Below are 20226 nucleotides of genomic sequence, written 5' to 3'. Positions count from 1 at the left end.
TTTTTCGGGGCCAATTGGTGTCTTTTACTACACAGGTATTTCCGGACTGTCCAGAGTGAACAGCGAAAACCTGGGTTAGCCTTTCCCGATGAGATGGGAAGCGTTGTTCGCGGATTTGGAAGCGCAGCTGGCAGCCGCCGGGCAATCTTTCCGGGAAGCGGAAATCGCAGACCGGCAGCGCGGCGAATCCGCCGCCATCGAGTTACCGGAACGGCTGCGCGGCCAGGTGGGCCGGACGCTGAAGGTACATCTGGACTCACCCGCCGGAGCGCTGACAGGCGTTCTGGCCCAGCTGGGCTCGGGCTGGCTCCTGCTCAGTGCCGCTGACGGAACGCATCTGGTGCCGCTGGACGCCGTGAGGATGGTGGAGGGCATGGACCGGTTCACTGTTCCCGCGGAGGGGAGGGTGAAACTCGGTCTGCAGGCGGCGCTGCGGGGTCTTGCCAGGGACCGGTACCCCGTTCACCTGCAGCTGCGCGGAACGCAGCCCGGGACCGTGTACGGCAGCATCGACAGGGTGGGCCGCGACTTCCTCGAAATAGCCATCTTGGAGGCCGGAGCCGTCCGCAGGCGGGAAAACGTGGCGTCAGCTGCGCTGGTTCCGCTGCGGGAGATCGCCGTCGTCAGCTCCCGTCTCTGAGCGGCCGGCGGAGGAAAGACGCGCTCCTAAGCATCGGCCGCTTCATCCAGCGGCTGTGCAGAATCCAAGGGCAGGGCAGAATCCACGGGCAATGCAGAATCCACGGGCAATGCAGACCTGGCAGCTGCGGCCTTACGGTAGGCGCCGGCTATGTACTCCTCCAGCTTGGCTGATTCCACCCGCCACTGTCCTCTTCCACCAACCTGGATGGCGGGAAGTTCCCCCGACCGGACCAGCGCATACGTCTGGGACGAGGATATGTTCAGGACCTCGCCCACATCGGCGAGGGTGAGGAACCGCTTCTCCATCATCGTGCCCACCATCGAACCCTTTCCAGCAATCTGCCGCTGCTGCCCTAGTCTGCCACCGCAGCGGGAGCCCGGCGCACGTTATCCACAATTTGGGACCGCCACCCGTTCCCATCCTGCACGTTCCACGTCACAATGGCGTCCAACACTCCGCGGGGTGTCCAGTGGGAGCACAAACAGGGGGAAATATGAGTCTCAAGACGGCAGCGCCCGCAGCGCCTGCCCCGCGCCTCAAGAAACCGTCGTGGAGAGACCCGCGGCTGCTCCTGGGACTGCTGCTGGTCCTCGGATCGGTGGCAGGAATTACCGCGCTGATGGCCAGCCAGGACCAGACTGCCGAGGTACTTGCCGCAGGGCGGGACCTGCCCGTGGGAACACCGCTGCAGGCGGCGGACTTTGACGTGGTTTCGGTCCGGCTGGGCAGCGTCGCCGGCGCCTACCTGGCCGCAGATGAGCCGTTGCCGGAAAACACAGTGGCCGGCGGACTCATCCGAAAAGGCGAACTCATCGCGAGGGGCGATCTGTCCACAGCTGACCGGCTGGACCGGAAGCCCTTTGGACTGGACGTCGAAACACCGCTGCCCTCGGGCATCAAGCCCGGAAACCGGATCGATGTCTGGGCATCGCTGCCGGACGGTCGAAACGGCTTCAGCGAACCCCGCCGCCTGCTGGAAGCCGCGGAAATCTCCGAGCTCTCGGTCTCGGAATCGGTTATTGCCGGAGCCGACTCGACCCGGCTGCTGGTGCTCGTCGAAGATGCGGACCTGCCCGGGCTGCTTGGTGCCCTGTCCAACCAGGCGAAAATCGCCGTCGTTCCGAATCCCTCAGCCGGATGAACAGCATTCCCATCGTGACCTCAGGCACCGGTACCGCCGAGCTGGTCCAGGGCCTGGAGCGGCTGCAGGGGCCGGTAACCGTTATCCGCCGCTGCGGGGAACTCACGGAGCTCATCGCCGCCTGCCAAAGCGGCATGGCGCGCGCCGCGGTTATTGACGACGGCGCCGGGGAGCTGACCGCAAGCCTGGCCGAACGCCTCGCGGCGGCGGGGGTGGCCCTGGTTGTCCTCGCGGACGACGACGAGTCCAAGGCACGGCTGGAAACGCTCGGGATCCAGCATGTGCCCCGGTCACTGGAATCCACCGCGCTTGCAGCACTGGTGGCAGAGGCAGTGGCCGGGCAGGAGCAGATCTTTGCCGCCCGCGGCAGCGCGTCCTCACTGGCGGATCCGGCAGAGACCCTTCGCCGGTGGGAACTGGCGGAACCCGAAACGGTACCAGGAGAACCGCCCCCGGGCACACGGGGTACGGTGGTGGCTGTCTGGGGCCCTGCCGGAGCACCGGGCCGCACCACGCTCGCGTTGAACCTGGCGGCGGAAGCAGCCGCCGCAGGAAGCCGGGTGCTCCTGATCGATGCGGACACCTATGCGCCAAGCATCGCCGCTGCCCTGGGCCTGACCGAGGAATCCGCCGGGGTGGCCCAGGCCTGCCGGCTGGCCGACCAGGGATTGCTGGACCCGGCGTCGCTGACCGGCTCCGGAGTCTCAGTGGACATCAAAGGGGAGCGGATGACGGTCCTGACCGGCATCACCCGGTCGGACCGCTGGATTGAGATCCGCGGCACCGCGCTGGCCCGGGTGCTGGAACAGTCCCGCGCGGCAGCTGACATTACCGTGGTGGACTGCGGATTCAGCGTCGAAGCGGATGAAGAACTGAGCTATGACACCATGGCGCCGCGGCGCAACGCGGCAACGCTGATTGCCCTGGAACATGCCGACACCATTTATGCGGTGGGGGCTGCCGACCCCGTCGGCGTTCCGCGCCTGGTCAGGGCCCTTACGGAGCTGGAAGCTGCAGTGCCGGGGGCGTCGCCGCTGGTGGTGCTCAACAAAGTCCGGCGCTCGGCCGCCGGGCGTGTTCCCGAACGCCAGCTCAACCAGGCCTGGGAGCGGTTCGGTCCCGGGAAAATCGATGCTTTCCTTCCGGCTGACTGGGAAGCCGCTGACGCTGCCCTCCTTGCCGGCGCAGCCCTGCTGGAAGCTGCGCCGGCGTCGTCCCTTAGGACAGCCATCGCGGCGCTGGCCAACGTCCCGGCGGGCGCGCGCCGGCGAAACCGGCGGCGCCGGGGAGCGGGCACAAAATGAACTTTTCTTTGTCAACGAGATAGGCTCGTTACAAACGGGCCGCAATGGGGCGGTTCGGACAAAGCGGCGATTTTCGGAGGCGTATTAAATGTCGTCTGGGTCCAACACCACGGATCTTTCCAGTTCGAGTACTTCCCTTGAGGAGTTCATCGGGAACTACTACGAGCATCTGGCGGCTGAGGACGCCGAGCTGTACCCGCAGCAGGTCCTCAGGGAGCGGGCAGAGCAGCACCGGGACCTGGCCTGGACCCGCGCCGAAGGCACAGCGGCCGTAAATATCTTTGACCAGGGTGACTCCAGCGTCATCCTGATCGTCACCGATGACATGCCGTTCCTGGTGGATTCCGTAACGGCCGAAATTGTGCGGCAGAACTGCGGCATCCGGCTGGTGGTCCACCCGACGTTCCTCGCTGTCCGGGACCGGGAAAGCGATACCCTGCAGCAGGTGCAGCGGGTGCCTTCGGCGGCCGGCGTCTCGAGCGGTGATACGGCGGCGCTGCCGAACATCTCGGGGCTGCTGGGCGGGGACAACCAGACGGCGCGGATCGAGTCCTGGATCGCCGTCGAGGTTCCCCGGCTGATCGATGCAGACCGCCGGGCCACCATGATCGACGGGCTCGAACGCGTCCTCGCGGACGTCAGCGTTGCCGTTGGAGACTGGGCCGCTATGCGTTCGAAGGTCCACGAAATCGCCGGCGGGCTGGATTCGATCTCCGGTGCCGCCGGAATCCCGGATCTGCAGCAGGCCCACGAACTCCTGACCTGGCTGGACAACGGCAACTTCACGTTCCTTGGCTACCGTGAATACGATCTGATCGAGGACAACGGGGAGGACGTGCTCCGTGCCTCCTCGGGCACCGGCCTGGGACTGCTCCGCCGCAGTTCCGAAGCCGGCAAGGTCCAGCACCTGACGGCTGCCGGTAAGGCGAAGGCCCGGGAGAAGCGCGCACTGGTGATCACCAAGGCGAACTCGCGCTCGACGGTCCACCGCGCGGCCTACTTCGACTACATCGGCGTCAAGCGCTTCGACGCGCAGGGAAACGTCAACGGGGAACGCCGGTTCATCGGACTGTTCGCCACAGGGGCCTACACCGGGTCCGTCCGGAAGATCCCGATCCTGCGGGACAAGGTGAAGGCCGTGATGCACCGTGCCGGTTTCCCGGCGGATTCACACTCCGGCAAGGACCTCCTTGCCATCCTGGAGACCTTCCCGCGGGACGAGCTCTTCCAGATCGAGGTTGATGCCCTGCTGGAAACCGCCCAGGGCATCCTGCGCCTGCAGGAACGGCGCCGGACCAGGCTCTTCCTCCGCCCTGACGTTTACGGCCGTTTTATGTCGGCGCTGGTGTTCCTTCCCCGTGACCGCTACACCACCTCGGTCCGGCTGCGCATCCAGGACGAACTCCGCTCCACCTTCAACGCGGAGTCGATCGACTACGAAGCGCGGCTCACCGAATCCGCCCTCGCAAGGCTCTTCTTCCGTATCCGCCTGCCCAAGGGCGTGGAAATCGCCGACGTCGATGCCGCAGCTCTGGAGCGCCGTCTGGTCAGTGCCACACGGTCCTGGCCCGAAGGAATCAATGAGGTGCTTCGCGGCAAGTTCGACCGCGAGCAGGCTGAGCAGCTGTCTGCGCTCTGGGGCGAAGCGTTTCCGATGGACTACCGCGTTGGGTATGAAGTCGAGGACGCCCTCGAAGACATCGCCCGGTTCGAGGACCGGCTGCAGAACCCGGACACCGCGCCGGAGCTGTTTGTCTACACCCCCACCGGCTCCGCTGACGGCGCCGATGCGCGCCTGAAGCTGTACCTGCTGGAACCGCGGTCCCTGACCCAGATTCTGCCCTTCCTGCACAACCTCGGACTCGAAGTGCTCGACGAGCGCCCCTTCGAGATCCGCCGTCAGGACGGCGTCGAACTTTTCCTCTACGACTTCGGCCTGGAGTATCCCGCCGGAGTGGATCCGCTGAAGACCGGCAACCTGCTTGCTGAGGCCTTCCACGCGGGCAGCTCTGGCGCCAGCGAATCGGATGAATTCGACCGGTTGGTCCTCGGTCAGAACCTTGGCTGGCGCCAGGTGGTGATTTTCCGCAGCTACGCCAAGTACATGCGGCAGATGGGCAACACGAACTCGTACGGCTTTATGTCCGACACCCTGATGGCCAATCCGCGGGTTACGGCGGCACTCGTCCGGCTGTTCAGGGCGCGGTTCGATCCCGACACGGACGACTCCGTCCGCAGCGGTGAACTCGAAGCGGCCCGGACCGAGCTCGACGCCGGCCTGGAACAGGTCCCCACCCTGGATGCCGACCGCGTCCTGCGCACGTTCGCCAACCTCATTGAGGCAACACTGCGGACCAACTTCTACCAGGGCAAGTCCTATGTGAGCAGCAAACTCGACACCGAATCCATCGACGGGGCGCCCTTCCCGAGGCCCAAGTACGAAATCTGGGTGTACTCGCCCCGGGTGGAAGGCGTCCATCTGCGCTTCGGCGAAGTGGCCCGCGGCGGCCTGCGCTGGTCCGACCGGCGGGAGGACTTCCGCACGGAAATCCTGGGCCTGGTCAAGGCACAGACCGTCAAGAACGCCGTTATTGTGCCGACCGGGGCCAAGGGCGGCTTCTATGCCAAGCAGCTCCCCGACCCGGCCGAGGACCGCGGCGCCTGGATGGAAGAGGGCAAGGAAAGTTACCGCACCTTCATCCGCGGCCTGCTGGACATCACGGACAACGTGGTGGTGACGGGGGACGGCGAGCAGATTGTTCCGCCGCAGCGTGTAGTCCGGCACGACGGCGACGACAGCTACCTGGTCGTCGCAGCCGACAAGGGCACAGCGTCCTTCTCCGATACCGCCAATGCGCTTTCCGCCGAGTACGGTTTCTGGCTGGGTGATGCATTCGCCTCCGGCGGCTCCATCGGCTACGACCACAAGGCCATGGGAATCACGGCCCGGGGCGCGTGGGAATCGGTCAAGCGGCACTTCAGCGAACTCGGGGTCGACACCCAGAGCGAGGATTTCACCGCGGCAGGCGTGGGCGACATGAGCGGTGACGTGTTCGGCAACGGGATGCTGCTCTCGGAGCACATCCGGCTCGTGGCCGCGTTCGACCACCGGCATGTTTTCCTGGATCCCAACCCGGACGCTGCACGTTCCTACGCTGAACGGCGCCGGCTGTTCGAGCTTCCGCGTTCCTCCTGGGCGGACTACGACGAATCACTGATCAGCGAAGGCGGCGGGGTGTTCCCGCGCCAGGCCAAGTCCATCCCGGTCAGCGCCCAGGTCCGTGAGGTCCTGGGACTGGACGAGGGAGTTACCCGGCTGAGCCCGCCGGAACTGCTGCGCGCCATCCTGAAGGCACCCGTCGACCTGCTCTACAACGGCGGAATCGGAACCTACATCAAGTCCTCCGCTGAGACGAATGCCGACGTCGGGGACAAAGCCAACGACGGAATCCGCATTGACGGCAGGGACGTCCGGGCCAAGGTTATCGGTGAGGGCGGAAATCTCGGCATGACCCAGCGCGGGCGGATCGAGGCCGCACTGGCAGGCGTCATCCTCAACACCGACGCGATCGACAACTCTGCCGGGGTGGACTGCTCCGACCACGAAGTGAACATCAAGATCTTCGTGGACCGGATGGTTGCCGCCGGACGCCTCGATCCGTCGGAACGCTCGGAGTTCCTGCATTCCATGACCGATGAAGTCGGAAGGCTGGTGCTCCAGGACAACATCGACCAGAACATGCTGCTGCTGAACGACCGGCAGCACGTTGTGGAATGGAGCCCCAGCTTCGAACGGCTGATGGACTGGCTGGAAGAGCGGGCCGGCCTGGACCGCCGGCTCGAGGCGCTGCCGACCAACGAGCAGCTGCGGGCACGGCTGGCCGAGGGGCAGGGACTCACCGCACCGGAGCTCGCTGTCCTGGCCGCGTACGCCAAGATCGAACTGACCCGGGCACTGACTGCCTCGGACCTGGCTGATGACCCGTACTTCCGCGGCACCCTGCGGAGGTACTTCCCCAAGCAGCTGGTGGAACGGTTCGAAGACCAGCTGGACAGCCACCCGCTGCGGCGGGAGATCATCTCCACGATCGTCGCCAATGACATGATCAACATCGGCGGCATCACCTTCGCCTTCCGGGTGATGGAGGAGACCTCGGCCGGCGAAGCAACAGTTGCCCGCGCCTTCAGCGCACTGCGGGAAATCTACGCGATCGACGACGTCGTTGCTGCCCTGGGCGAGCTGCCGGCAAGTTTCCCCACGGAAACCTGGACCACCATCCATCTCGACATGCGGCGCCTGCTGGACCGCGCCGTGCGCTGGTTCGTGAACCATGTTGGCAGCGGCAGCACCATCGACGAGGACATCACAGCGTTCAAGCCCATCGTGGAACCGCTGCGCAAGGACCTGATGCGCTTTATGCGCGGAGGCGACCGCGAACGAGTCGAAGCCGCGATGGAAAAGGCCGCGGCTTGGGATCTCCCGGAAGGACTGGGCTCATACTGGGCTGAGCAGTTCGAGAGCTACGGCCTGCTCGATGTCGCATTGGCAAGCCGGCAGGTCGAGGAGCCCGTGGAAAACATTGCCGCGGTCTATTACGCGGTGTACGACCGCTACGGAATCGACGACCTGCTGGAGCGGATCACGAAGCTGCCCCGCGGCGACCGCTGGCAGGCACTGGCCCGGGCAGCGCTTCGGGACGACCTGTATTCAACCGTCGCGGACATGACCGTGGCAGCGCTGCAGGCCACACCGTCAATGGCTGGCGGGGATCCGGTGGAACGGCTGGAGGCCTGGGAGCGTGAAAACTCCGAGAACCTTGAGCGGGCCACAAAGATGTTCGCCGAAGTGAACGAGCTGGAACAGGATGACATGGCTTCACTGTCGGTCGCCCTGCGGCTGCTGCGCTCGATTGTCAGGCGCTGACGGAGTTTGGAACATGGCTATCTTTACTGATCCGATCAAGGAACACGCCGACTTCGCGCCCGGCGACGCGGAGTGGCTGCACCTGCTGGTGGGCGACTGGCAGCTGGTGGCGGACCTCGCGTTCGCCGACCTGGCGCTCTGGTTTCCGCTTCCCGACGGCAGCTACGTCGCGCTGGCACATGCCAGGCCGTCGACGTCGCACACCGTTTTCCACAGCGACTTTGTGGGGGAGCGGATCCGGGGCGACCTGCAGCCCCTGGTCGATGCGGCGTGGAAGAGCCAATCCATCGAGCGGTCGAGTGAGACAAACTGGACCACCGACACGGCCATGCGGGTCGAAGCGATTCCCTTCGTCCGCAACGGCCGGACGCTCGCCGTCGTGACATCCCATATGGACCTCTCCAGCTCGCGGATGCCCTCGCGGCTGGAACTGACCTACCGCCAGTGCGCCTATGACCTGCTGCGGATGGGGACCCTGGGACTGTGGCCGGACTTCGCGACGCCCACCGGTTCGCGCCGGGGTGCGCCGCGGGTGGGGGACGGGCTTATCCGGCTCGACGCCCAGGGAGTGGTGCAGTACGCCAGCCCCAACGGCGTCTCGGCCTTCCGCAGGCTCGGCGACATGGAATCGCTCGAGGGCCGGCCCCTGGCCGAAATCACGACGGCGCTGCTCAAGGACCGACGGATGGTCGACGAGACGCTGCCGCTGGTCGTGACCGGCCGGATGCCGTGGCGGACGGAAATCGAGTCGCGGGGCGTCAGCCTGTCGCTCCGGGCCATTCCCCTGCGCGATGAAAAGGAGCGGTTTGGGGCGCTGGTTCTCTGCCGCGACGTGTCGGAGCTCCGGCGGCGGGAAATGGAGCTGGTGTCCAAGGATGCCACGATCCGGGAGATCCACCACCGGGTTAAGAACAACCTCCAGACAGTTGCTGCGCTGCTGCGGATGCAGTCCCGCCGGATGGAAAGCGAAGAGGGGAAACTCGGGCTCGCACAGGCCATGCGGCGGGTATCCACCATCGCGCTGGTGCACGAAACCCTGTCCCAGGGCCTGACCCAGAACGTGGACTTCGACGAGCTCATCGACCGGCAGTTCCGGCTGTCGGCCGAGGTGGCGTCGCCGGCTCAGGGCGTGCGGACCGAACGGCAGGGAACCTTCGGGGAACTGCCCAGTGACTTCGCCACCCCGCTGGCACTGGTGATCAACGAGCTGGTGACCAACGCCGTCGAACACGGCTTGTCCGGACGGGAAGGCGGAACCGTGTGGCTCAGCGCCGAACGGCGCCGGGCGGAGGACAACGAGGAGACCCTAGCGGTGACCATCTCAGACGACGGCGTTGGCCTTCCGGCGGAGCCGCGCAGTGAAGGACTTGGCCTGCAGATTGTGCGGACCCTGGTCCAGAGCGAGCTCGCCGGAACCATAGCCTGGTCGCCCCGGCCCGGCGGAGGCACCGAGGTGACGATCGAGATGGGCCTCGACGGCGCCCGGCGCCGTTGAGGTCTGCTTCCTGACCCGAGGTCCTTTCCAGCTGCCGAAAGAACCCGTGCGGCGGGAAGATTCCGGTCTGCGGACATCAGGGAACAACGAAGGGCCGCTGCTGAGGCAGCGGCCCTTCGGGTATCCCAGGCGGGGGCGCCTGAGGAAGTCTTCTTGGTTCGATCAAGAACCCTGCGGTCCTTGGCGGGTTTCCTTAGGAAGCCCGGCGTGCCCTTGCGGCACGGCGTTTCAGCGCACGGCGCTCGTCTTCACTCATGCCACCCCAGACCCCGGCATCCTGACCGGTTTCGATGGCCCACTGCAGGCAGGTATCGATAACCGGGCACCGGCGGCATACGCTCTTGGCCTCTTCAATCTGAAGAAGAGCCGGGCCGGTGTTTCCCACAGGGAAGAACAGCTCCGGATCCTTGTCCAGACACGCTGCGCGGCTCCGCCAATCCATGCTAATCACTATCTCCTCTGAAAAGTTGACTCCGTTTGTTTGTGAAAACATTCACGAGCAACCACAAACTAAAGGGGCCGGTTCCGGCCCCTGATCCCCTCTACAAGGGTGTCACGACAGGGAAACGCAAACAAGGGTTAACAAGCTGTTAATCTGCCGGAAATGATGAGGGATGCGTCACAGGGATCCGTGGTTCAGGCAATAGCAGACAAACTGGCTGAGAAACTGCGGTGCTGACCGGGCCCTGTCCTGAGAACTGCGCTGAAGGGGTCAAGCCCGCTGGCTGGGGGGTTCCGCCTCACCGCCCCTCGACTATGTCCGGTAGTGTGCCAGTGTGTCAAGACCCCAAGATTCCACCGCTCCCGCGTCCCGTCCGGCAGCAGTCATCCTGATTTCCATCGTTCTCGTCCTGGAAGCCGTCGGCCTCCTGAGTGTCGCCGCCTGGTATGTGTACAACCTCCTGACGGCCACGGCAACGTCCCTCGGCGGTGCCATCTTCAGCCTCATCCTCATCGTGGCGGTCGCGGTTTGGCTCCTGGTAGTGGGGCATTTCTTCTTCCGCGGCATGCGCTGGACACGGGCTGCGGCCTTGGTGTGGCAACTCTTTATGATCGTGATTGCCGTGCCCACCCTCCAGGGCGGTGTGGTCCTGGTCGGCCTGGCTCTGCTGATTCCCGCGGCCGCAGTCCTTCTCCTGATTTTCACCAAACCGGTGATCGCCTGGACCAGCGGCACGCAGGCGGAGCCCAAGACCTACTAAAACCTGCCTTCCGCCGGGCGGGCGAACTGGGTCTCCGTGACCCGTGTTCCCGCAACGAGGTAGCCCCGCCCTGCACGTGGCGGGGCATGGAGGTTCAACCGAACCCCAAAAAACTCGGCGTCAGAAGGCTGCTCCGGAGCGAGAACTGCGCCTCTGGGCTCGGACCGCAGCCGTGCCGCCGCGGGCAGCCTGGAAGCCAGGCCGAAACCGGGAACCGCTGCCAGCACCAGCCTGGCACCGTCCTCGAGAAGCTGCGTCAACCGGGCATGCGCTGCCTGGGGCAGCCGATCGGCGTCGTCGACCAGAACCAGGCAGTTGCTGGCGCCGCCTCCCGGCCGGTTCGTACCGGTCCCCGCCGTCTGCGGTGCGGGCGAAAGGGCAGCTGGATCGAAACGGTGAACCTCCATCGCCTGGCCTGCGCCGCACTCGAATTGACGCAGGAGCGTCGTCCGGCCTGACCCGGGCGGACCAAGTATCAGAAACGCGGTGCCCGGCGGCAGATAGGCCTCGGCCGTTTCCAGTTCGTCCCCGTGCAGTCCCAGGGGAAACCGGTCCGGTCCGGAGCCTGGAGCGAGGTCTTCCGAAACGGCCTGGGCAGGCAACGCCTCCACACGCTGCGGCGGTCTGGTCCCGGCGGGCAGCGGAACGGGGTCAACGGAAACGGGCGGTTCCCCGCATTGCGCCACCGCTCCTGCGGGGGCTCCGATCCGTCCCTGCACGAAGGCCCGGCCGGGAAGGGGCTCCATCGGCGGCATCCGGGGCCAGGCCACGAGCGCGTCGTCCGCAAGGCCGGCGGGAAACCAGAGCCGGTTAGGGATCAGCTGGAAGAACCGTGCGCCCGGCAGTTCCCTGTTGCCGTTGATCACCAGGCAGATATCCGCAGCCTCGCCATCCCGGACCAGGCCGAGCAGCTCATCTTCGGCGTTCGGGAACCGGCCGGATCGGAAAGCGTCCTGCCACCGGCCCCAGCCGGAAACCACGAGCGTGATTCCGCTTGAGCTGGGGGCGCCCGGACGGTCCCGCCCGTGGGCCAGACGCTGGAGGACAGCTCCGCCAAGGACGCTAATGACGCGGGCGGCTCTGAGCGTCTCATGCGGCGGGACATAGGCGCCCGTCTGTGCATGGCCCGCTGCCCACGCCAGCGAACCGTCTCCATCGAGAACATAAAGGTGCCGGTCAGGCAGGACGGCAAGATGCTCGGCTGCAAGAAGGGCTGTGGTGGTTTCCGTACCGGAAACGGCCGGCCCCACCAAAGCCAGGTGCGAATACCGGCGGGGGCTCCACTGAAGCAGGTCCTGTTCCTGTTGTTCAGGCCGGTCCGCCAGCCCCAGGACCAACCTGCCGGTGCCTGCTCTTTCCTGAAACCGTGGCCGGTACGGGAGCCGGTTGGGAAGTGGAGGGTGGACGGGTGGCTGTGCCACCGCTGGACAGCCAGTGACGGCGGCCGCGGAAATCACGGCCTCCACCAGCTCGTCGAGGCTCCTTCCGAAGCTGGTTCCGCGCCGGTTGTTGGGAGAGGAGAGGTACTGGGCCAGCGTCTGGAGCAGCGGCGGTGGCCCACCGGGGCCGGAGCCGGTCGACCGTACCTTCAGCGCGGACGGCGGGGAGCCGGCTTTGCGCAGGATGGCCGTTCCCGGGGCAGACGCCGGGATGTCCGCTGCATCGTCAGACCCCACCACGTCGCGGGATTCCATGGCGGACTGGACGCGGAGGCAGACCGAGGTGGAAATATTGGCGCGGATGTCCGCGGTGACCGCACCCTGCGGCCGCTGAGTGGCCATTACAAGATGCAGTCCAAGGGACCGGCCCAGCACGGCTATCCGCATCAGCTCGGCGACCGCCGTAGGTACGGCATCCGCCAGCATCCGGAATTCGTCGACAACAACAACCAGACGGGGAACGGTCTTCGAAGCGGGTGCGCTGGAGTTGTATCCGTCGAGGTCACTGGCCTCCACTGCGGCCAGCAGTGACTCCCGGCGTTTGAGCTCGGATCGGAGGGAAACCAGCGTGCGGGAGACGTTTTCTCCGGAGAGATCGGTGAGGAGCCCGGCAGTATGCGGCAGCCGGGCCAGGGGAGTGAGCCCGGAGCCACCCTTGAAATCGATGAGCAGAAAGTTCAGCCGGGTCGGTGGGACGGCAGCCGCCAGGGAGGCAACAAACGTCCGCAGAAGTTCGGACTTGCCCGAGCCGGTTGTCCCGGCGATCAGGAAATGGGGACCATCCGCCAGCAGGTCAAGGGACACTGCTGCCGTTCCGTGGTCCCCAATGGCTGCCTGCAGGGATCCGCCGCGGGCCCAAGAAGCAGCGATATCGCCGCTGGAGACGGGGAATAGATCCCTGGGCGCAGGCTGGACGCCGCCGAGCCGTGACCGGGCCAGCTGGGCGGTTGTGCGGTGGAAGGCCTGGGGTCCGATGAGGTCTGGACGAAACGCCTGCTCAGTACCGTCCGCCAGGAGCACACCGCTGTCTTCGGAGAGCAGAACTGAGATCGAGCCGCTCCCGGAGAGGGCTGGGGGTCGGCCGGCCGTATCCGGGTCAATACCGATCAGGAAAACCACCGAATCCCTGACCACCTCTGGCAGCCCTGCCCGCAGGAGGCCGGCGTCCGCAGCGGCCGAGGGAGGCGCAAGCACTACCGCCGGTGCGCCTGGACTCTGTCCTGCAGCCGCTTGGATGGCCGCGGCTGCTGCCGGGCCGTCCGAAGAAGTCAGAAGCTGGACTCCTGGCAGCAGTCTTGCATCGCAGATGAAGCGGTTTACATCGCGGCACAAAAGAATCACGGGACCCGCGCGGTCAGGATGGCGCGAGGCCAACTGAAGCAGCGAAGACCGCAGCGCTCCCATTGTCTCTTCGGCCGGACCCACCACCCGGATCTCGGCTCCGGCGACGGGGGAGAGAATAACGGGGACGTCGGCCAGCAGCGGAGGCAACCACTCCTCCCGAGGTGAGGGCAGCACGATATTGGCGGGCAGTGCTCCGGTTCCGAGATGAATCCCGGAAACCGGTGGTGCGGGCAGGCTGTCTTCGGTGGCAGCGCCTCCGGGCGTGCTGGCCTGGGGCAGCCGGGCCATCCGCAGGCTGGGCTGCAGTGCTGCAAGTGCCCGCTCCCCGGGAGTGGGGTAGGCGAGCCGCCGCCGGGCCGAGTCCTCTGCCGCGGTTCTCGACACCGCAGCAAGGAACCGCCTCCGCCGGCGCCTGAACCCCGCAAACCCACCGAGGGCAGTGAGGGCAGTGAGGGCCGAGAACGCCAGAAAAATCCACATGCCTGTGGTCATGGCCAGCACAATGCCCAGCCCCAGAGCCAGCACGGCGGCCGTAAGCAGGCCGGGGTTAAAGGTGCCGGGCAGCTGAGCCGGCACTGTAAGCGGCCCGGCGGAACCGGAACCGGAACCGGCCCCGCTCCCGGACGGAGGAACAGAACCGGGGACCCAGATCCGGAACGTCGTGTTCCCCGTTCTCACCAGTGATTCTGTGGTGAGTTCGGCCGTGCTGATACGGCGTCCATCAACCCACACGCCGTTCTGTGAGGCCGCATCGGTGATCCGGACACCCCTCACATCTACGGTCAGCTCGGCATGCAGGCGGGAAAGCGCCGGGTCCCTGAGCTCAATAGGGGTGCTCCCGGCAGATGGCACCAGGCCGGGGCGGCCCAGCCGATACCGGCCCCGGCGCAGCTCGATGACCCTGCCGGCGTCGGGGCCGCTGTGGGTCACGAGAACCAGCGCCGGATCCACGGTGGGACGGGGCCGGCCCGGACCGGCCAGCACGACCCCGTTGGGGAGGGACCCGATGGGCTCAGACAAGGCCGCCAACGGTTGGCCATCGGCTGTGTAGGGGCCCGGTCCGAAGGCCTGCTCCAGTGCCGCAGCCAGGTCCGTGCCGGAGGAAACTGCTGTTGGATTAATCACCAGGGGTATGCTCTGGCGGCCGCTGCCTGCCCTAGGCCCCGACCGCTTCGCGGGAGGCCGAACAAGGATGGCATGAATGCCCACGCTGCGCCTCCTGATCACGATTGGCAAGGATGGATGGAAGGGTATCTGCCCTTCGCCGGGGCCTGAGGACGGGACGGACACCTGTGGATAAAGGCTCCAACCCGCCCAGCCGGTCCAAAACAACTTTTGTTACCCAGAGGTAGACTTCACTGCGGGGGAGTCTGAGAAGTTCTTTGAGGAAAGGTCTGTGTGTCACAGGAATTGCTAGCTGGCTCCAGGCAGCAGGCGCACCCCGCCACCCGGGCGTCCTACCGACCCGAGGTTCAGGGCCTTCGTGCGCTCGCCGTGCTGATGGTCGTGACCTATCACGTCTGGTTTGGGCGCGTATCCGGCGGCGTCGACATTTTCCTCCTCATCTCGGCCTTCCTGCTGACTCTCTCCTTTGTCCGCAAGGTCGAAGCCGGCAAGGCCCTTGACCTGGGCCGCTACTGGCTGCACCTGTTCAAGCGGCTGCTGCCCGCCGTCGTCGTGGTGATCCTGGCCGTCCTGGCCGCCACAGCGCTCTTCGTACCCCGCTCCCGATGGACCGCCATCCTGGACCAGGCGTGGTCATCCCTGCTCTATTTCCAGAACTGGGTCCTGGCCGCCAATTCTGTTGACTACTACGCGGCAGACCAGAGCGTTGCCAGCCCGCTGCAGCACTTCTGGTCCCTGTCGGTCCAGGGGCAGGTCTTTATCCTGTGGCCGATCCTCTTCGCGCTGGCGGCACTTGTGGCCCGGGCCACGGGAATCCGGTACCGCCGTGTGGTGCTGATGGTTTTCGGCACGCTCTTCGCCGTTTCGCTGGCGTTCTCCATCCATGAGACCTACACCAACCAGGTCCACGCTTATTTCGATACGCGGACCCGCCTGTGGGAGTTCGCATTCGGCACCCTGCTGGCGCTGGCCCTGCCGTACCTGAAACTGCCCCGCCCGCTGCGCATCGCGGCTGGATGGGTGGGGCTCGCCGCGATGCTGTCCGGCGGCTTCATCCTGGACGTCCAGGGACAGTTCCCCGGTTACGTTGCGCTCTGGCCGCTGGTGGCCGCAGCCCTCGTCATCGTGGCTGGACAGACCGGCAGCGTATTTGGGGCGGACAGGTTCCTGAGCTGGAAGCCGCTGATCCGGCTGGGGGACATGTCCTACGCGCTCTACCTCTGGCACTGGCCCATCCTGGTTATTTACTTGATCTGGCGGGGCAGGGAAGAGGTCGGGCTGGTTGGGGGCGCAGGGATTATCGCGCTGTCACTGGTCCTGGCGTACCTCACTACAAAGTTCGTCGAGCGTCCGCTGCGCAGTATGGCGTGGGCAGATGCGAAGAAACGCCGTGCCGGAGTCGTCGTGGCCGTCTGCCTGGCGCTGGTGGCTGGACCTGTCCTGGGCTGGCAGCAGGCGCTGAGGGCAGAAGTGGCTCAGGCCGAAGAGTCTGCCGCCCGGAACAACCCCGGAGCCCGGGCACTCGTAGACGGCTATTCAGGCGAGCCAGCCCCTGACGCACCGGTGCTTCCACTGCTAAGTTCACTGGGCTCTGAATGGGGCACTCTGGATGGTGACTGCAGTCCGCACGAGGATGCTCCCACGGACCCTCTCCTCGCCGGGCCCTGCATGGCCACTTCTTCACAGGACTATGAGAAGACCATCCTGGTGCTGGGAGATTCGCATTCACAGCAGTGGCTCGGGGCGATCAAACCGATGGCGCAGGAACGCAACTACCGGGTAATGGCGGTGCTGCTTGGGGCGTGCCCCTTCGGAGCGCCCAATGATGCGCGTCGTGCCGAATGCAATGACTTTAACGAAGCTGTGCTGAGCTATGCCAAGGAACTGCGCCCCGACGCGGTCCTCGCAGTGGGAACGGCGGCCGACCCGGTCGAGCCGGTAGACACGGTGGTGGCCGGATTGCCGGATGCTTCCATGGAGCTGGCCGGCTACGGCATCCCGGTCATCGGAATCCGGGACAACCCCCGCTTCCCGGTCAACATGATCCAGTGTGCGGAATCGCACGGTGTATCCGCCGCGGAATGCACCGTACCGCTGGCAGAGAAACTCTCGGACCCGGCAGAAATGGCGGCGGAGTTCGACTCCATCCAAGGCCTGGCACTGCTGGACATGTCAGACCTTATTTGTCCCGAGGGTACCTGCCTGCCCACCGTGGGCAACGTTTTTGTCTACATGGACAGCAACCATCTGACTGCTACCTACACGGCGTCGATGGGCCCAGAGTTCGATCGGCGCTTCCACGCTGCCGTCCACTGGTGAGCCCGCCGTGGCTGGCCAGGAAAGTGTGTCCACAGCAAATGTTCGGTAACCTTGACCGTCGGGTGCGTGCCGAGGGCCGCGCCGAAACTTACAGGAGTGATTGTGAACGTTGACCTCGTCGTCGTCGGGTCGGGCTTTTTCGGCCTGACTGTAGCCGAGCGTGCTGCCAGGGAACTGGGCCTGAAGGTGGCTGTCCTGGACCGCCGGCACCACATTGGCGGAAACGCGTACAGCGAAAACGAAGCTCAGACCGGCATCGAGGTGCACCGCTACGGAGCGCACCTGTTCCACACCTCCAATGAGCGGGTCTGGAACTATGTCAACGAGTTCACTCAGTTCACCAACTACGTGCACAAGGTTTACACCAGCCACAAGGGCGAGGTGTACCCGATGCCGATCAACCTCGGCACCATCAACCAGTTCTTCCGGTCCTCGATGGGGCCCGCAGAAGCGAAGGCGCTGATCCAGGAACAGGCCGGAGAGCTGGCAGGGACGGACCCGGCAAACCTTAATGACAAGGGAATCCAGCTGATTGGGCGTCCGCTGTACGAAGCCTTTATCAAGTACTACACCGGCAAGCAGTGGCAGACCGACCCGAAGAACCTGCCCGCGGAGATCATTTCCCGGCTTCCCGTGCGTTACACATATGACAACCGGTACTTCAACGACAAGTACGAAGGCCTGCCGGTCGACGGGTACACCGCGTGGATCGAGCGGATGGCCGACCACCCCAATATCCAGGTGCACCTCAAGACCGATTTCTTCGACGAAGGCCACGAGTTCTCCCGTGCGACGACGCTCGGCCAGGTTCCGGTCGTCTACACCGGAGCGGTGGACCGCTACTTCGACTATGCCGAAGGTGACCTGTCCTGGCGCACCATCGACCTCGAAGAGGAAGTCCTTCCCATCGAGGACTTCCAGGGCACGTCGGTCATGAACTACCCGGACGAGGATGTCCCTTACACCCGGATCCATGAGTTCCGCCACTTCCATCCGGAGCGCGACTACACCAAGGACGCCACCGTCATCATGCGTGAATTCTCGCGGTTTGCCGAGAAGGGCGATGAGCCCTACTACCCGGTCAACACAGCTGAGGACCGTGCCAAGCTCCTGGCTTACCGTGATCTTGCCAAGGGTGAAAAGTCCGTGCTGTTCGGCGGGCGCCTGGGTACGTACAAGTACCTGGACATGCACATGGCCATCGGATCCGCTCTTTCCATGTATGACAATAAGATCAAGCCCCACTTCACCGGGGGAGCCAAGCTGGAAAGCGGAGGAGTGGACGCGTGAGTAACGCCACAGTCGAGGAACCGGGGCTGGCCGGCGAAACCTGGTCAACTCTTCAGCGCGTTATCCTCCCGTCCCAGGACCAGCTGGACACGGTCCCTCTGTACCTTGATACGGGCAGTGCGGCAGGGGTCCAGCTCTCCACCATGAATGGAGATGCCAAAAAGGGGAAGGACGCGCCTGCCTATTCCGTACCGGGCAAGGAAGCTCATGCGGAGGATTTCCTGTCGCGGCGCTCGACCTCGGTCCGCACCGGCGAACGCGTGTCCTTCGGCACTTACTTCAATGCTTTTCCCGCCAGTTACTGGCGCAGGTGGACGAACCTCGACACGATCCGCTTGAGCGTCAGGACTTCGGGAACAGGCGCAGTCAGCGTTTACAAGTCAAACGCCCGTGGTGCGCTTCAGCACGTGGAAACGCAGCGGGTCAACTCTGCCGCCACGAGCGTCTTCGAGCTAAGCCTCAAGCCGTTTGGTGACGGGGGCTGGTACTGGTTCGATCTCGTTGCAGGCTCAGTTCCGCTGGTCCTGGAAGAGGCCGAATGGCAGGCGCCCGGCGCACCCGTTCCCCAGGGGACAGTCACGCTGGAAATTACAACGCTGAACAAGACTGCGTTCTGCCTGAATAACCTGCGGATCCTGGGGGAGCACCCTGAGGCGCTGGGTTGCCTTAAGGAGGTCCTGATCGTGGACCAGGGCACCCAGAAAGTCGCAGATGCGGAGGGCTTCGCCGAGGTTGAGGCGCTTCTGGACGGAAAGCTTCGGATTATCGACCAGGCGAACCTGGGCGGCTCCGGAGGCTTCGCCCGTGGGATGTACGAGGCCGTTGAGAGCGGCAGTGACTACGTGATGCTCCTCGATGACGACGTCGTGATGGAGCCGGAGAGCATTTCCCGCCTCGTCACGTTTGCGGACCGCTGCAAAACCCCCACCATCGTGGGCGGCCACATGTTCGACCTCTACAACCGCACCGTTCTTCACACCTTCGGCGAAACAGTGAATCCCTACCGTTTCCAGCCGGACCAGCCGCACGAAGAGATGACGCTGGGGCATGACTTTGTCAGGTCGAACCTGCGTCAGACCTCCTGGCTGCACCGGCGCGTAGACGTCGACTACAACGGGTGGTGGATGTGTCTCATCCCGACCCAGGTCATCCGTGACATCGGTCTGTCGCTTCCGGTGTTCATCAAGTGGGACGACGCGGAATACGGACTCCGCGCCAAGACCGCGGGGTACCCCACGGTCTCCATGCCCGGATCGGCTGTCTGGCATGTGAGCTGGATCGATAAGGACGACCTTGTCGGCTGGCAGGCCTACTTCCACACCCGGAACCGGATGATTGCAGCCCTCCTGCACAGCCCCTACGAACACGGTGGACGTGTGGTCCGGGAAACCAGCTACATGGATCTGAAGCACCTGATCTCCATGCAGTACTACACTGCCGTCGGACGGACAATGGCGCTGCGGGACCTGCTGCAGGGCCCGGAGCAGCTCCACGAGCTGCTTCCTGTCAAGCTGCCGGAGATCCGGGGGATGGTGTCGGACTTCTCCGATGCACAGATCCAGTCTGAGCCGGAGGCGTTCCCTGCCCCCGTCATGCACAAACCGCCTCGTCACGGACAGGGGTTCAAGGCGCCGTCGTACACCACCCTGCTTCCCTGGGCCGCAAAAACCGTGGTTAAGCAGCTCACCCGAAAAGTCCCAACCACGAGTGTTGAACATCCGCAGGCCTACATTGCCCACCAGGACAACAAGTGGTGGCGGATGTCGCAGTACGACTCCGCAGTGGTCTCGAACGCAGAGGGCACCGGCGCGTCCTGGTACAAGCGCGATCCGAAACGGATGCGGGAACTGCTTGCCGAAAGCGTCAGGCTGAACGCCGAAATCCTGAAGAACTGGCGTTCGCTCAGCGACCGTTACCGGGCCGCGCTTCCGCATATCACCTCCTTCGAAGCTTGGAAGAAAACCTTCGAAGAGCACTCGGAAGTGGGCAAGTAAGTTTGT

General features: G+C 65.0%; 12 protein-coding genes. 9 read left to right on the top strand and 3 right to left on the bottom strand.

Features of this window, described 5'->3' with window-relative positions; genetic code table 11:
* Window positions 1-88: 88 nt before the first annotated feature.
* Complete coding sequence (locus ArtHe_RS09440; protein WP_248316581.1) at window positions 89-640, top strand: hypothetical protein; 552 nt, start codon at window positions 89-91, stop codon at window positions 638-640.
* Between the two features lie 26 nt (window positions 641-666).
* On the opposite strand, the gene ArtHe_RS09435 is transcribed toward ArtHe_RS09440, so the two are convergent.
* Window positions 667-951: a helix-turn-helix domain-containing protein gene (locus tag ArtHe_RS09435; protein ID WP_248319734.1), complete on the bottom strand. Its 285-nt coding sequence runs from the start codon at window positions 949-951 to the stop codon at window positions 667-669.
* Between the two features lie 185 nt (window positions 952-1136).
* On the opposite strand from ArtHe_RS09435, the gene ArtHe_RS09430 reads away from it, so the two are divergent.
* The 4 genes from ArtHe_RS09430 to ArtHe_RS09415 all read left to right on the top strand — a co-directional run bounded on the left by ArtHe_RS09430 (window position 1137) and on the right by ArtHe_RS09415 (window position 9507).
* Window positions 1137-1784, top strand: a complete 648-nt coding sequence (locus ArtHe_RS09430; protein ID WP_248316580.1) for an SAF domain-containing protein — start codon at window positions 1137-1139, stop codon at window positions 1782-1784.
* A gap of 14 nt (window positions 1785-1798) precedes the next feature.
* Window positions 1799-3088, top strand: a complete 1290-nt coding sequence (locus ArtHe_RS09425; protein ID WP_248316579.1) for a chromosome partitioning protein — start codon at window positions 1799-1801, stop codon at window positions 3086-3088.
* A gap of 88 nt (window positions 3089-3176) precedes the next feature.
* A complete protein-coding gene (locus ArtHe_RS09420; RefSeq protein ID WP_248316578.1) occupies window positions 3177-8012 on the top strand; it encodes an NAD-glutamate dehydrogenase in 4836 nt (1611 codons plus the stop codon).
* A gap of 13 nt (window positions 8013-8025) precedes the next feature.
* Window positions 8026-9507 carry a PAS domain-containing sensor histidine kinase gene (locus ArtHe_RS09415; RefSeq protein ID WP_066295615.1) on the top strand — a complete coding sequence of 494 codons (1482 nt, stop codon included), beginning with the start codon at window positions 8026-8028 and terminating at the stop codon, window positions 9505-9507.
* 193 nt (window positions 9508-9700) lie between these two features.
* On the opposite strand, the gene ArtHe_RS09410 is transcribed toward ArtHe_RS09415, so the two are convergent.
* Window positions 9701-9949: a WhiB family transcriptional regulator gene (locus ArtHe_RS09410; RefSeq protein WP_055239553.1), complete on the bottom strand. Its 249-nt coding sequence runs from the start codon at window positions 9947-9949 to the stop codon at window positions 9701-9703.
* Window positions 9950-10283: 334 nt separating this feature from the next.
* Between ArtHe_RS09410 and ArtHe_RS09405 the strand changes: the two genes are divergently transcribed.
* Window positions 10284-10709, top strand: a complete 426-nt coding sequence (locus ArtHe_RS09405) for a hypothetical protein (RefSeq protein WP_246168432.1) — start codon at window positions 10284-10286, stop codon at window positions 10707-10709.
* Here ArtHe_RS09405 and ArtHe_RS09400 read toward each other — a convergent pair.
* Entirely contained in the window at window positions 10706-14617 is a 3912-nt protein-coding gene (locus ArtHe_RS09400) for an FtsK/SpoIIIE domain-containing protein (RefSeq protein WP_248316577.1), read from the bottom strand. The genes ArtHe_RS09405 and ArtHe_RS09400 overlap by 4 nt on opposite strands.
* A 273-nt stretch (window positions 14618-14890) precedes the next feature.
* Here ArtHe_RS09400 and ArtHe_RS09395 point away from each other — a divergent pair, with 273 nt between their 5' ends.
* From ArtHe_RS09395 to ArtHe_RS09385, 3 genes are all read left to right on the top strand, one after another.
* Entirely contained in the window at window positions 14891-16936 is a 2046-nt protein-coding gene (locus ArtHe_RS09395) for an acyltransferase family protein (RefSeq protein WP_248316576.1), read from the top strand.
* 102 nt (window positions 16937-17038) lie between these two features.
* A complete protein-coding gene (gene glf, locus ArtHe_RS09390; protein ID WP_248316575.1) occupies window positions 17039-18226 on the top strand; it encodes a UDP-galactopyranose mutase in 1188 nt (395 codons plus the stop codon).
* Window positions 18223-20220 (top strand): glycosyltransferase, encoded by a 1998-nt coding sequence (locus ArtHe_RS09385; RefSeq protein ID WP_248316574.1) that lies wholly within the window; start codon window positions 18223-18225, stop codon window positions 20218-20220. The genes glf and ArtHe_RS09385 overlap by 4 nt, the downstream gene beginning before the upstream one ends.
* Window positions 20221-20226: the final 6 nt, after the last annotated feature.

It is taken from the genome of Arthrobacter sp. Helios (genome assembly GCF_023167125.1).
Lineage (GTDB): Bacteria > Actinomycetota > Actinomycetes > Actinomycetales > Micrococcaceae > Arthrobacter_B > Arthrobacter_B luteolus.
Note: the sequence above shows the minus strand (reverse complement) of the source record. Positions and strands in the feature narration are given on the sequence as shown.